Below are 13,265 nucleotides of genomic sequence, written 5' to 3'. Positions count from 1 at the left end.
ATATGAAGGAGAATGGCCATGGCCGGTATCACCGCGCTGGGCACCACCTACAACCTGCCGAACTACACCGGCATCCTCCACCAGCTCACACCCGCCGACACCCCGTTCTTCTCCGCGATCGGCGGTCTCACCGGAGGGGGCCAGACCAACTCGATCGAGTTCGAATGGCAGACCTTCGACCTGCGTGCGGCCGGGCAGAACGCCAAGCTGGAGGGCGCCGATGCCCCCAGCGACGAGAACCGCGTCCGGGCGAACGTCTCCAACCTGGTGCAGATCCACCACGAGACCGTCGGCGTCTCCTACACCAAGCTGGCCGCGACCGGGGCGAAGGCCGGGATCAACAACGCTCAGCCGAACCCGGTCACCAGCGAACTCGACTGGCAGGTCGAGCAGATGCTGAAGCAGATGGTCCGCGACATCGAGTTCAGCTTCATCCAGGGCACCTACCAGAAGCCTGCCGACAACCTCACCCCGCGCCGGACCCGTGGCCTGCTCCAGGCGATCGCGACCAACGTCATCGCGAACGCGCCGGCCGCGGCGCTCACGGAGGACATGGTCCTCGACCTGCTCCAGGCGGTGTGGACCAGCGGCGGAATTCAGGAATCGGAGACCGCGACCCTGATAGCGAACGCCCACCAGAAGCGGATGCTGACCACCATCTTCATCACGAACAAGAATTACCGGGAAGAGTCCCGCACGGTCGGCGGAGTCAGAGTCCAGACCATCGAGACGGATTTCGGCACCCTCAATCTGATGCTGAACCGGCACATGCCGACCGATCAGATCGCCGTGGTGTCGCTGGAACAGTGCCAGCCCGTCTACCAGGAGACCCCGGGCAAGGGCCACTTCTTCGCCGAGCCGCTCGCCCGGACCGGGGCGAAGGATCGCACTCAGCTGTACGGCGAGGTGGGTCTCGCCTACGGCAACGAGCGCACGCACGGCAAGATCACCGGCCTCACGACCGTCTGACAGGGGGAGACATCGTGATCACGATCCGCAGCACGCGGTACCCGCAGATGCGGGTGAACACCCCGGCCGGGCCAGTCGTCTTCGCGGACGGCATTGCCGAGGCGACCGCCGACCAGGCTGCCGCACTCGCCGGTGTGGCCGAGGAGTACGGCATCACCGTGGACGCCACCACCGACTCCGAACCCGTCGGCGTACCGGCCCGCCCGGCGAAGTCGGCCTCGAAGGGCGACTGGGTGGCCTTCGCGGTGTTCCAGGGCATGCTCCCGGAGGTCGCCGAAGCGATGACCCGCGACCAGCTCGCCGAACTGCGCACGGAGGGAGGTGACGGCGGTGCCGGTGACCACTGATCTCGGGATCTCCGCGTCCGTGCTCCAGTCCCGGCCGCAGGACCTGACGGTGTCCGAGGACCGGCTCGCGTTCCGGCGGGCCGTGCACCTCGCGGACGGCGTCACCGCCGGGCGGGCGGACGAGGTCTTCCACGATCGGCGCTCGATCGCGGCGTCCGGGTCGGAGGATCTGGACCTGGTCGGCGTCCTCACCGATGCCTTCGGGGGCACGGTGGCGCTCGCCCGGGTGAAGGGCATCTTCATCTCGGCCGCCGCAACGAACACCAACAACGTCGTGATCGGAGCGTCGGCGACCAACACGTGGTCGACGCTCCTCGGGGCGACCGGCACCATCACCCTCCGGCCGGGCGCCACCCTCGGCGTGATGGCCGGGGACGCCGACGCTGTCGGCTATGCGGTCACGCCGACCACCGGGGACCTGCTGAAGGTCGCCAACAGCGGGGCGGGCTCCGCCGTCTCGTACGACATCGTCATCATCGGCGCGTCCGCGTAGGAGGTGGTCCCGTGGCCAGGGTGTACGCCACCTCGGCGGACTACCAGACCTACACCGGGCAGGCCCCGCCCGCCGACATCGGACGGCTGCTGGCAGCCGCCTCCGGGACCCTAGACTCCCGGGTCCTGCGGCTGTGCCGGTACGACGTCGACCCCGACGGCTACCCCACCCACCAGCTCGTACTCGACGCGCTCGCGGGCGCTGTGTGCGCGCAGGTGGAGTGGGGAGAGGAGGTCGGGGACACGACGGGCGCGGCCGGGGTCGGCTGGGGCAACCTGAAGATCGGGTCGGTGCAGCTGGGCCGGTCGGTCACGGCGACGACGGGGGACGATTCGCCGGGGCGGCAGATCGCCCCGAAGGTCTGGGACTCGCTCCGCAGCCCGGATCTGACGCCGGACATCTTCGAGCTGGGCGCGGTGTGCTCGTGAGCGCGCTGCCTGGCTTTCTGCTGCGGCACACGGTGACGGTGGAGCCGTATATAGGGAGTGGCCCGACGGGGGCCGCGTACGGCCCGCCCGCGCAGGTGCGGTGCTTCGTGGACGAGCAGACCCGGCTCGTCCGGGGGCCGTCCGGCGACCAGGTCACGTCCAGTTCGACCTTCTACGCCCGGCTGGAGACCGTGTGCCCGGCGAAGAGCCGGATCACGCTGCCGGGCGGGCGTCGGACCGTGGTGATCGCCGCGCTCCGGCGCGACGGCGGCGGTCTCCCGGTCCCGGATCATCTGGAGGTGCAGCTCCAGTGACCCGCTACGTACGGATGTCCTTCGAGGGCCAACGTCTGTGGACCGCCCGCGGGCGTCGGCTCGCCTCCCAGGGGCTTCAGCGGGCGCTGGAGCACACCCTCGGCGAGGCCCGGAAACTCGTCCCCCTGGAGGAGGGGACCCTGGAGCGCTCCGGCCGCGCGGAGGTGGACGGGCTGAACGGAGTGATCAGCTTTGACACCCCGTACGCCGTGCGGCAGCACGAGGAACTGACCTGGAAGCACCTCCCCGGCCGCCAGGCGAAGTACCTGGAGCAGCCGATGAACACCGAGCGCGCGACCATGCTCCGCCTCATGGCTGTGGACCTGCGGGACTGGCTCCGCGGCTGACCCCCACCCCCACCATCCACCCGCCCCGGGTGCCGACTGTCCGGGAGGTGCCGTGGGGTACACCAGCGATCTTCTTGCCGGGCTGTCCCAGCTCATCGCTGCTGCCGGGCTCGGCGTGTACCGGCCCGGCGGGATCTACACGGACGGCGAGACGGGGATCTTCCACGGGGTGATGCCGGAGGGCCCGGACCGGGCTGTGTTCCTGTCCCCCTATCCGGTGGAGGACAGCGACCTCACCGACGCGATCACCGGGGTCCAGGTGCGGCTGCGCGCTGGGCCGGACCCGACGGCCGTGCTCGACATGGCGGACGGCGTCTTCGCGGCGCTGCACAACCGCTGCCAGCTCGACTTCGGGACCGTCCGCGTCTCGCTGATCTGGCGCCAGTCCGAGGCCCTGCTCGGCCAGGACCAGCACGGCCGTACTGAGCTGACCAGCAACTACTACGCGAGGTCGAATCGGCCCGCGCCTTTCCTGAACGAATAGGAGGTGTGGGCTCATGAGTACGCCCACAGAGACCGCGCTCGCCCGACGGTGGCGCCTGGAAATCAATATGGGCACCGAGGTGGTGCCGGACTGGCAGCTCGTCCCCGCGATCACCGAGTTCCAGTGGACGGCCGAGCCGACCCACGAGGACGCCACCAGCTACGACACGGACGGGTGGAAGGAGAACACCAAGACCGGCCAGGAATGGGAGGTGGAGGTGACCTTCAACCGCAAGGCCACGCCCGACAGCACGGCCTACGCGGCGTCGCACGAGCGGCTAAGGCTCGCGGCGTTCGCGTACGGCGCGGACTCGAAGGTGCCCGTGCGCTTCTTCGACCGCAACGGCCTCCCGGAGGCGTACACGGGCACGGCGCTGGTGACGTGGGAGCCGCAGGGCGGGGAGTACACCGCGCTCGACCAGGTCCAGGCCACCCTGACCGGCACGGGCCCGCTGGTCCCGATCACGAACCCGGTGACTCCCTGATGGCGGGCGCGGGCGGGTTCAAGCCGCTGGAAGCGTTCCTGGACGACGGGCTCACCCTGCCCGTCACCTACCTGGATGGCAGCGAGCACGAGGTACGGATCCCGGCCCCTCCTGCTGACGACGGCCTCAAGGTCCAGACCCTGATGGACGCAGGGGTGAAGATGGCGCGAGGCGGCGCCGAACCGGACACCGAGGTACTGGACGACCTGGGTGAGATGGATCTGTACCGCACCGCGCTCGGCACCGCGTACCAGGAGCTGCGGGCCAACACGTCCTGGCCGTGGTTCAAACACGTGGCCATGACCGCTGTCATCTGGATCACCGCCGACATCGAGGCGGCGGAGAGGTACTGGGCCGCCGGTGGCGACCCGGAAGCGATGAGCCCGGCACCGGCCAACAGGGCGGAGCGCCGGGCCTCATCCCGTGCGGCGAAATCGACGAAGAAACAGGGCTCCCGGAGTGGTACGAAACCCCGGAAGGGCACCGGCCCAGCCCGCGAGGCCGACCAGACCTGACGTGGGCCGCGCTGCTGGAGCAGTGGCCCCTCATCGAGGCCGACTTGCACGAGGTCTATGGCCTCGATCTGTCCGCCCCGGGTCTGATGCAGGCCCGCTCGTGGCGGTGGCTGAGGATCCGCATCCTCGGACTGCTGAGCACCGAGAGCCGGTTGGCCCGGCACTTCGAACCCCCTGACCTGCCCAAGAAGTAGCCCGGCCTGCCCGGCCAGACAGGGGGTGTGCCGTGGCCCTCCGTCTCGGCGAACTCGTCGCCACCCTCCGCGCGGACGCCAGCGGCTTCGAGGCCGGCATGTCCGCCGCCCAGCTGCGGATGCGGGGCCTCACCCGCGATGCGAACGGCCAGCTCCGCACTCTGCGCGGCCGGTTCATATCCGAGGGCGATGCGGCCGGCCGGGGGCTGTCGGACGGGATCCGTGAGCACGCTCAGCTCGCGGTCCGTGCCGTGCGGCGTGTCGGCCCGGCGATCGCCGGGGTGGCTGCGGGTGTTCCGGGGGTGGCTGCTGCCGCAGCAGCTCTGGGCGGTTTGGCCGCTGGTGCGGTCGCGGCCGGGCTGGCTGTCGGCGCGTTCAAGGCAGCGGCGGGTCCGCAGATGGAGGCGGTGGCGAATGTCGCCAAGCTGGCTGCTGAGGCCGAAGCGGCGGCGGCGTCTGGGGCGGTCGATGCGGCGGCGAAGCAGAAGGCGTACACGGATGCACTGTCCCAGCTGCCGCCTGCGACGCGGGAGGCTGCCCAGGAGCTCGTTGGGCTGAAGCGGGACCACAAGGCGTGGTCTGACGAGCTGTCCGGCACCACCATGCCTGTCTTTACCAAGGGCATGCAGGTGCTGCGGAGCTTGTTGCCGCAGGTCACGCCGTTCGTCAAGGTTGCCGGGCAGGTCTTCGGTGACACGCTCGACCGCATCGCCGTCGGAGTCCGCTCGGCCAAGTTCACGAAGTGGGCGACCGACACGGCTGCCGCCGCCGGGCCGGCGCTGAGCAATTTTCTCCAGGTCATCGGGAACCTCGGTCGCGGCTTCGCCGGGCTGTTCCAGGCGTTCACCCCGGCCAGCGCGGGGGTGACCGGCGGACTCGTCAGCATGACGGGCGCGTTCGCGGACTGGGCACAGGGGCTGAGCGGCTCGGAGAGGTTCGCGGACTTCCTGGAGCTGGCCGGGGAGGGTGCCACCACTCTCGGCGCGCTCGGCGGGGCCGTGGTGCAGCTGCTGGTGGCCCTCGGCCCGATAATCGGAGTCACCACCCAGTTGGCGCTCGGTTTCGCGCAGATCATCAACAACACGCCGACGCCGGTGCTGACGGCGCTGGCCATCGTCATCGGCACCGTGGTGGTGGCGATGAAACTCTGGGCTGCCGCTCAGGCGATTGTGGCGCTGCGGAACCGCATATGGACCGCGTCCCAGTGGCAGCTGAACGCCGCGATGTTGGCCAATCCCATGGTGCTGATCGTGGCCGGAATTGTCGCGCTCATCGCGGTCATCGTCCTCATCGCCACCAAAACCAAATGGTTCCAGAAAGCATGGGACGCCGTATGGGGCGCGGTGAAATCCGCGTTCCGGGCGTCCGTGGACGGGATTCTAGTCGCGCTCGAATGGCTGAAGAAACTCCCGGAGAAGATCGGGAGATGGTTCGGCACCGCGAAGACCCTTGCGGTTCGGAAGATGGCCGAGCTGCTGACCTGGCTGAAGGGCCTCCCGGGGCGGGCGTGGGACGCGCTCTCCGGCCTCGGCGCGAAGCTGGGCAAGGCCGCGTCTGAGCATTTCCAGAAGTTCCGGAACGCAGCCGCGTCCAAGACGGTTTCCTTCATCACCTGGGTGAGGGAGCTTCCCGGCCGTATCGTCCGGGCGATCGGATCCCTTTCCAAATTGCTGTTGTCCAAGGGCAAGGACGTTGTCCTTGGCCTGTGGAACGGCATCAAATCGATGGGCACATGGATTGCCAAAAAGGTCATCGGGTGGGCGCGGGATGTGATTCCGGGCCCGATTGCTGATGCGCTCGGTATCGCGTCGCCGTCGAAAGTCACGAGAGAGCAAGGAAAGTGGGTCGCCCGAGGTCTGGCTGTCGGAATCACCGGCTCCTCCAAAGAGGTCCGCACCGCTGCACAGAAACTCGCGAAAATCGTCCGAGACAGCCTTTCCGGTGGCCGGGAAAAGAAAGCTCTGCTCCGTATCGGCCGGGACTCCCACGCGCTGGAAGGGCTCGCGCGGCGCGAGGAGAACCTCGCCGTCCGGATGAAGAAAGCGACGCGGACGCTGAAGGACATGGTGAAGGCCCGCGATGAGGCCGCCGCGTCGGTGCGGCAGAGCGTCCTGGACGCGGCGAACATCACCACCGCCTCTGAGGGGCCGGTGACCGCGGACAGCATTCTCACGGGCCTGAATGACCAGTTGGGCAAAGCGCGCCAGTTCGCGGAGCAGATCGCGATCCTGCGGAAAAAGGGTGTCAGGGGCGATCTCATCGCGCAGATCGCCGCCGCCGGAGTGGAGGGCGGCCTCGGTGCCGCGACCGCTCTCGCGAACGCGACCAAGGGCCAGATCAAGGAAATCAACTCCACGCAGGGGCAGCTGGTGACCGCCGCCAAGGCCGCCGGGGACGTCACCGGGGACGCCCTGTACGGGGCAGGCATCCACGCCGCGAAGGGCCTGGTGAGGGGTCTGGCAGCCGAGCAGGGGGCGATCGAGCGCCAGATGATGCTGATCGCCAAGGGCATGACCAAGGCGATCAAACAGGCGCTGGGGATCAAGTCGCCGTCGCGGGTGCTGGCCGATCAGGTCGGCCGCTGGATCCCCCGGGGCATCCAGGCCGGGATCGACGCCGGGGCCCCGGCGCTCGATAAGTCGATGGCCGCGCTGGTCACCCCGCCGTCCGTGCCCGCGCTCGGCGGCCGGCCGACCGGCACCCGGCCGGACGCCGTCGGTACAGCCGGGGGTCGGCCGATCGTGCTGGAGATCCGCTCGGGCGGGAGCCCTCAAGACGATTTCATCCTGGAGTCGGTACAGCGCTCCGTGCGGGTGCGCGGTGGAGATGTCCAGCTCGTCATCGCAGGACGGAGGTAGGTTGTGGCGTTTCCTGAGACCCCGCTCGATCTGCGGGCGGAGCTCCAGCTCGGCGGCGGTGAGCGGGTCGACATCACCTCCCGGGTCTACACCCGGGATCCGATCCGGATCATCAGCGGGATGAGTGCGGAGGGCACGCAAGTGGACCCGTCCACTTGCGTGCTCACCCTCAACAACGGTGACGGGGCCCTGTCGCCGCGGAATCCGCTCGGGCCGTGGTTCGGGCGGCTGGGCCGCAACACCCGCCTCCAGATATCCGTCCCCAGCACGGATGCGTATCTGGACCTGGACGGGGACTTGGCCTCCATGGCCGCCACCCCGGACCATGCCAGCCTCGACATCACCGGGGACCTCGATCTGCGGGTTGAGCTGGCCACCGATTGGAACGAGCAGGGCAGGAACCAGGTGCTCGTCTCGAAGTGGGACGCGGGCGGGCAGCGGTCGTACGCGCTACGGCTCCTCGACCGGATGCTCTCGCTCGGCTGGACGACAGACGGCACCACCGTGCTCGCGGCGACAGCGGCTTTGCCCCCGCTGCCGGAGCGGGCGGCGGTCCGGGTGACGCTCGATGTCGACAACGGGGCGTCCGGCCGGGTAGCCCGCTTCTACACCGCGCCGTCCCTGGACGGGCCGTGGACCGTGTTCGCGGAGTTCACCCAGGCCGGGGCGACCAGCATCTTCGCGGGCACCGCGCCACTGCGGATCGGCGGCGTGGACTCCACGACTGTCCCGCCTCGGGTCCCGGTCCGGGGCCGGGTCTACCGGGTCCAGGTCCGTGCCGGGATCGATGGGGCTGTTGTTGCCGATGTCGATGCCCGCGGGCTCGCTCCGGGTGTCACCGGGTGGACGGATGGGGCCGGACGGCCGTGGACCCTCTCCGGTACAGCCTCGGTCCGGCAGCGGGACTTCCTGTTCACCGGGGAGATCAGCAGCCTGCCGTCCCGTTGGTCACCGTCAGGGCAGGATGTGTGGGTCCCGATGGAGGCCGCGGGGATTCTCCGCCGCCTCGGGCAGGGCAGGAAGCCGATCGATTCCACGCTGCGTCGCAGGATCCCGACCGATCCGAACCTGATCGCGTACTGGCCGATGGAGGACGGCCCGGCCTCCACCACGGCGGCATCCCCGCTGCCTGGCGTCGCCCCCATGGCCGTGACCGGGCTGGAGTTCGCCGCCGTCGACTCCCTCGGCGGCTCGGGTCCGCTGCCTCAGGTCCGGGCCCCCGCGTCGATCCGGGCCGCTGTGCCCCGCAGTCCCGAGTACGGATGGCATGTCGAGCTCGTGTACTTCCTGCCGGTGATGCCCGCGGCACAGACTGAGATCATCCGGGTCGATGTCGTCAACAGCCCGTCGATCCGGCAGGTCATCGTCTACGCCAGCACCGCCGGGGTACGGATCGAGGCCCGGAACGAGGACGCCGAGGTGATCGCCGGGTTTACCTACACCGAACCGCAGGCCTTGGCGGATTTCGCCGGGGTGTGGAACCGGCTGGCGATCTACTCCGGTCCCGGGTCCGCCGGGTTCAGGCTGTTCGCCCGCTGGCGGAACATCATCCAGGACACGTTCTGGATCATCTCCGCCATCGTTCCGTCGTCCACCCTCCAGGGCGCGGTCACTGGCGTGTCCGGTGCCTGGGGTACAGCCGTGGCCGACATGACGGTGGGGCATCTCGCGGTGTTCGACCAGGGGGCCTCGGAGGACTCCATCACCAGCCCGCCCGGCAGCACGATTTTCGCCGGTGCGGATGATGGCTTCGCCGGGGAGAGCGCCCTCAACAGGCTCAACAGGCTCACGGCTGAGGAACCCACGGTGCCCATAGCCTGGTACGACGGCGACACCAGCCGCCTCTCCGAGCAGATGGGCTCTCAACGGCCGGCGGTCCTCACCGCCCTGGTGGCCGACTGCGCTGAGGTCGACGGCGGGATCCTCTCGGAGCGCCCGGATCGGATCGGTCTCTGGTACCGGGACCGCGCGAGCATGGAGAACCAGACCCCGACCCTCGTGCTGGACTACGCGGCCGGGCACGTAGCGCCGCCGCTGGAGCCGGTGGAGGACGACCAGCGGATCCGGAACGATGTCACGGTGGAGCGGATCGGCGGTTCGAGCGCCCGGGTGGTCATCGAGGAAGGGCCGCTCGGCGCCCAGCCGCCTGAGCAGGGCGGCGTCGGGATCTACGACGAGTCGATCAGCCTCAACCTCGCCGCCGACGACCGGCCGCAGCAGCACGCGTCCTGGCGGGCCCACCTCGGGACCTGGGATGCACCGCGGTTCCCCTCGGTCCGGGTGCTGCTGCACCAGCAGCCCCAGCTCATCCCGGACGTGCTCCGGCTGAGGATCGGCGACAAGATCCGGATCGTGGGGCTGCCGCTGTACGCGGGGGCCGCCGGGGAACCCGTCGACCTGCTGGTCCAGCAGATCACCCACATCCCTCTGCCCCGGACGTGGGAGGTCACCCTGGTGTGCACCCCTGCCGGGCCGTGGACGGTCGGCGTGGAGGGGACGGCGCGGGCGGACACTGCGGGCTCCCAGCTCGCCGTGGGCGTGTCCGCGACGGCTACCGCCCTGTCGGTGACCACGACGACCGGGCCCCGGTGGATGACCTCAGCGGCCCGTGCCGGGGACTTCCCCTTCGATATCCGGGCCGGCGGGGAGGTGATGACGGTGACCGGCATCACCGGCACCAGCAGCACGCAGACGTTCACCGTGACCCGCGCCGTCAACGGCATCAGCAAAACCCACACGGCCGGGACGGATGTCCGGCTCGCTCACCCCGCCATCGTCGCCCTGTAGAAGGAGGAGACATGCAGTGGCTTTCAGGTATGCGCATCACTGCCGACCGGCTCAACGACGCCACCCCTGTGGCGCTGACCAGCACAGTCGTCCCCGCCGCGGGCTTCACCCTCACGAACTTCACCGGCCGCAAATCGGGCGGCGTCGTGGAGTTCTCCGTGACCCTGACCCGGTCCGGTGCCGACCTCCCCGCAGCGTCGGCGTCCGGCAACATCGGTGACGTCACCGCCTGCGTGCTGCCGCCTGACTGCCGCCCGGTAGACCTCCAAATTGTCCAGTTCGACAAGTCGGGCGTTGCCTCGGGCTCGGTACGGATCTCCGCCGGTGGCGGTTGCAACCTCACCTCGATGGACCCGACTTCTCAGATCCAGACCGGGAACAGCGTGAATTTCAGCGGCGCCTTCGTCACCGGCTGACACGGCCCCACGTTCCCCTGCCCCGCGCCGGTCCGGCCGGGGCCTTTCTGCTGCCCTGGAGGCATCATGTCCATACCCGCGCCGAGCATCGGCCGCATCGTGCACTACGTCAGCCACGGCACCCCCGTCCTCGATGACGGCACCCGGGCATTCCCGCCCGCCTGCCGAGCCGCCGTCGTGACCGAGGTCGACCTCGCCGACCCGGACCGGGTCGGCCTCGCCGTCGACAACCCGACCGGCCGCTTCTACCACCCGCTCGCAGCCGGGGGCTGCCGCCGAGCCGACGGCGGCTGCACCGACCCGGCGGCGGGCGGGTCCTGGCACTGGCCGGAGCGTGTGTGATGGCCACCCCCTTGACAGCCGCCCGGCTACTTGCCGCGCTCCGCGAAGAGGGCGTCACGGTCGTGGAGCACCCGGGGTGGCGTACGCACAACCGGAACCATGTGGGCCCGTGGGGCCCGGTGCACGGGGTGATGATCCATCACACCGTCACCACGGGCACCGTGTCCACCGTGGCGCTCTGCCGCGACGGCCACAGCAGCCTGCCGGGCCCGCTGTGTCACGGCGTGATCGCGAAGGACGGCACCGTGCATCTCGTCGGCTACGGCCGGGCGAACCATGCTGGACTCGGTGACGGCGACGTGCTCCAGGCCGTGGCCTCCGAGCGGTCGCTGCCCGCCGACAATGAGGCCGACACCGACGGGAACCGCTCCTTCTACGGCTTCGAGTGCGTCAACCTCGGCGACGGCCGTGATCCGTGGCCCGCCGTCCAGCTGGAGGCCATCGAACGAGTGTCCGCGGCGATCTGCCGGGCGCACGGCTGGTCGCAGCGCTCGGTGATCGGGCACAAGGAGTGGCAGCCGGGGAAAATCGACCCCCGTGGCTTCACGATGGACTTTCTGCGCGACCGGATCGCCCGGCGTCTCGCGGCCGGCCCCGACAAGCCGCCGTCGAAGCCGAAGCCGTCGTACGAGCCCTTCCCCGGCGCCGCGTTCTTCGCCCAGGGTCGACGCAGCGCGGTCATCACCGCCATGGGCAGACGGCTGGTGGCGGAGGGCTGCGGCCGGTACGCCGTGGGCCCCGGCCCCAACTGGGGTGAGGCTGACCGGAAGTCGTACGCCGCCTGGCAGCGCAAGCTCGGCTACGAGGGGAACGCTGCTGACGGCATCCCGGGCGCGGCATCCTGGGCGCGACTCCGCGTACCCAACGCTGATCGAGAGGACTGATCATGAGCGACCAAAACCCGTACATCCTGCGCTACTTCACGTCTCACCACCTGCCCGAGCGCCTTCAAGCGGTGAGCAAGCCCTTCGCCGCGCTCGCCCAGGAGGTGGCCGACACGCTGCCTGCCGGAGATGAGAGGAGTACGTGCCTGCGGAAGATCTTGGAGGCGAAGGACTGCGCGGTGAGGGCCGCGCTGCATCTGCCCGGGGAGGACCGGTGAAGGACACCACGAAGCGTGCGGTCCGGACCGCGCTCCAGACCGCCGTCGCACTGGCCGTCGCGCTCCCCGGGATCGTGGCGGCGTCCGGGATCCCGGCGTCGCTGCCGTGGGTGGCCGGGGCGCTCGCGGTCGCGGGCGGGCTCGCGCGGGTCATGGCGCTCCCGAGTGTGGAAGCGCTGCTTGATCGGGTCGGGATCGGGATAGTCGACGGGCCCGGGGGTGGCCCGCAGTGACTACGCCTGCATCTTCGTCGGACCCGGCCGCGGTCGCCGTGGAGCTGGAGCGCATCCGGCGCACGATCGAAGTCGGGTTCACCCGCACTGACGGTGCCCTCGCACTGCTGATGCAGCGGCACGATCAGACCGACGAGCAGATCCGGGAGCACACCCGGCGGCTCGACGAGCACGACGTACGCCTCGATGTGATCGAGCGCGGCGAGACCGAGCGGCAGAAGCGGAACGATGCCCGTGTGGACGCCCTCGAACGCGCCCGGTGGCCGCTGGCGTCCGTGGTCGTGTTGGTGGGTGTGCTCGGTCTCGCCGTGTCCCTGTGGGAGTTCACCACCCGCTGAGCTGTGCCCCCTGTCTCTCCTTCGGGAGGGGCAGGGGACTTTCTGCGTTTTAGAGCACGGCCGCCAGTTGCTCATCGAATGCGACGACACAGCGCGGTGGCCGGGCACCGGTGTACCGGCCCCGCAGCGCGACCGCTCCGTGAATCAGCCGGTGGGACTCCGTCTCCGCGCCCACGCGCAGTGCTTCACTCGCCACGGTGAACGCCTCATCCACGTCCCCGGCGGCGAGAAGGCCGGCCGCCAGATCCAGCGTCAGCAGCGCCCGCTGCCGGACGTGCGGGGTGGACAGGGCAGCCGGAACGTCCGCGACCGCGCCTGTCACCCATCCGGGCCGTCCGAGCAGTGCCCCGCACGAGATCCGGGCCGCAGCAACCTTGTGATGATCGAAGGGCCCGAGCCACGGCCACGGCACCGGGGTGTCCTCCGGTATGCGTACGGACGCGTCCCGCGACCGCGCCAGCGCCTCATCGGCCATCGTTGCGTCACCGGCCGCCGCGTGCGCCAGAGCCTCCGTCGCCGCGGCCCACGCGTGAGCTACTGCGGGCGCGTCCGGGCCGAGAGCCCGCCGGGTGCGGTCCGCGGCCGTGATCGCCGCCGCCGAGTACCCGAGACGT

At 69.9% G+C, this 13,265-nt stretch carries 18 protein-coding genes and 1 pseudogene; 18 read left to right on the top strand and 1 reads right to left on the bottom strand.

The window, feature by feature from the left end; genetic code table 11:
- Positions 1 to 18: 18 nt before the first annotated feature.
- The 18 genes from FF041_RS27705 (at position 19) to FF041_RS27620 (ending at position 12,651) form a co-directional block, all read left to right on the top strand.
- On the top strand, positions 19 to 969 hold the full coding sequence (locus FF041_RS27705) for an SU10 major capsid protein (RefSeq protein WP_153525374.1): 951 nt from the start codon (positions 19 to 21) through the stop codon (positions 967 to 969).
- A 14-nt stretch (positions 970 to 983) separates the two neighbouring features.
- On the top strand, positions 984 to 1,316 hold the full coding sequence (locus FF041_RS27700; protein ID WP_153525373.1) for a hypothetical protein: 333 nt from the start codon (positions 984 to 986) through the stop codon (positions 1,314 to 1,316).
- Positions 1,306 to 1,809, top strand: a complete 504-nt coding sequence (locus FF041_RS27695) for a hypothetical protein (RefSeq protein ID WP_153525372.1) — start codon at positions 1,306 to 1,308, stop codon at positions 1,807 to 1,809. Before FF041_RS27700 ends, FF041_RS27695 begins: the two co-directional genes overlap by 11 nt.
- An 11-nt stretch (positions 1,810 to 1,820) precedes the next feature.
- Positions 1,821 to 2,237, top strand: coding sequence for a hypothetical protein (locus FF041_RS27690; protein WP_153525371.1), 417 nt, complete (start codon positions 1,821 to 1,823; stop codon positions 2,235 to 2,237).
- Complete coding sequence (locus FF041_RS27685) at positions 2,234 to 2,551, top strand: hypothetical protein (protein WP_323392890.1); 318 nt, start codon at positions 2,234 to 2,236, stop codon at positions 2,549 to 2,551. Before FF041_RS27690 ends, FF041_RS27685 begins: the two co-directional genes overlap by 4 nt.
- Positions 2,548 to 2,898 (top strand): hypothetical protein, encoded by a 351-nt coding sequence (locus FF041_RS27680; RefSeq protein ID WP_323392888.1) that lies wholly within the window; start codon positions 2,548 to 2,550, stop codon positions 2,896 to 2,898. The genes FF041_RS27685 and FF041_RS27680 overlap by 4 nt, the downstream gene beginning before the upstream one ends.
- 52 nt (positions 2,899 to 2,950) lie before the next feature.
- A complete protein-coding gene (locus tag FF041_RS27675; RefSeq protein WP_323392887.1) occupies positions 2,951 to 3,382 on the top strand; it encodes a minor capsid protein in 432 nt (143 codons plus the stop codon).
- 13 nt (positions 3,383 to 3,395) lie between these two features.
- Positions 3,396 to 3,866 (top strand): phage tail tube protein, encoded by a 471-nt coding sequence (locus FF041_RS27670; RefSeq protein WP_153525370.1) that lies wholly within the window; start codon positions 3,396 to 3,398, stop codon positions 3,864 to 3,866.
- Positions 3,866 to 4,381, top strand: coding sequence for a DUF7426 family protein (locus FF041_RS27665; RefSeq protein ID WP_153525369.1), 516 nt, complete (start codon positions 3,866 to 3,868; stop codon positions 4,379 to 4,381). Before FF041_RS27670 ends, FF041_RS27665 begins: the two co-directional genes overlap by 1 nt.
- A 44-nt stretch (positions 4,382 to 4,425) precedes the next feature.
- Positions 4,426 to 4,575 (top strand): hypothetical protein, encoded by a 150-nt coding sequence (locus FF041_RS27660; RefSeq protein WP_228388666.1) that lies wholly within the window; start codon positions 4,426 to 4,428, stop codon positions 4,573 to 4,575.
- A 32-nt stretch (positions 4,576 to 4,607) separates the two neighbouring features.
- Positions 4,608 to 7,433: a phage tail protein gene (locus tag FF041_RS27655; RefSeq protein WP_153525368.1), complete on the top strand. Its 2,826-nt coding sequence runs from the start codon at positions 4,608 to 4,610 to the stop codon at positions 7,431 to 7,433.
- Between the two features lie 3 nt (positions 7,434 to 7,436).
- Entirely contained in the window at positions 7,437 to 10,220 is a 2,784-nt protein-coding gene (locus FF041_RS27650; RefSeq protein WP_153525367.1) for a hypothetical protein, read from the top strand.
- An 11-nt stretch (positions 10,221 to 10,231) separates the two neighbouring features.
- Complete coding sequence (locus tag FF041_RS27645) at positions 10,232 to 10,636, top strand: hypothetical protein (RefSeq protein ID WP_153525366.1); 405 nt, start codon at positions 10,232 to 10,234, stop codon at positions 10,634 to 10,636.
- 66 nt (positions 10,637 to 10,702) lie between these two features.
- On the top strand, positions 10,703 to 10,978 hold the full coding sequence (locus tag FF041_RS27640; protein ID WP_153525365.1) for a hypothetical protein: 276 nt from the start codon (positions 10,703 to 10,705) through the stop codon (positions 10,976 to 10,978).
- Positions 10,978 to 11,862 carry a peptidoglycan-binding protein gene (locus FF041_RS27635; RefSeq protein WP_153525364.1) on the top strand — a complete coding sequence of 295 codons (885 nt, stop codon included), beginning with the start codon at positions 10,978 to 10,980 and terminating at the stop codon, positions 11,860 to 11,862. The genes FF041_RS27640 and FF041_RS27635 overlap by 1 nt, the downstream gene beginning before the upstream one ends.
- Positions 11,863 to 11,864: 2 nt before the next feature.
- Positions 11,865 to 12,080, top strand: coding sequence for a hypothetical protein (locus FF041_RS27630; RefSeq protein WP_153525363.1), 216 nt, complete (start codon positions 11,865 to 11,867; stop codon positions 12,078 to 12,080).
- Entirely contained in the window at positions 12,077 to 12,313 is a 237-nt protein-coding gene (locus tag FF041_RS27625) for a hypothetical protein (protein ID WP_323392884.1), read from the top strand. The genes FF041_RS27630 and FF041_RS27625 overlap by 4 nt, the downstream gene beginning before the upstream one ends.
- Positions 12,310 to 12,651 (top strand): hypothetical protein, encoded by a 342-nt coding sequence (locus tag FF041_RS27620; protein ID WP_323392883.1) that lies wholly within the window; start codon positions 12,310 to 12,312, stop codon positions 12,649 to 12,651. The genes FF041_RS27625 and FF041_RS27620 overlap by 4 nt, the downstream gene beginning before the upstream one ends.
- Before the next feature lie 49 nt (positions 12,652 to 12,700).
- Here FF041_RS27620 and FF041_RS27615 read toward each other — a convergent pair.
- Positions 12,701 to 13,265 (bottom strand): annotated as a pseudogene (locus FF041_RS27615) (hypothetical protein); the annotation flags it as partial.

The organism is Streptomyces jumonjinensis (genome assembly GCF_009600885.1).
Lineage (GTDB): Bacteria > Actinomycetota > Actinomycetes > Streptomycetales > Streptomycetaceae > Streptomyces > Streptomyces jumonjinensis.
Note: the sequence above shows the minus strand (reverse complement) of the source record. Positions and strands in the feature narration are given on the sequence as shown.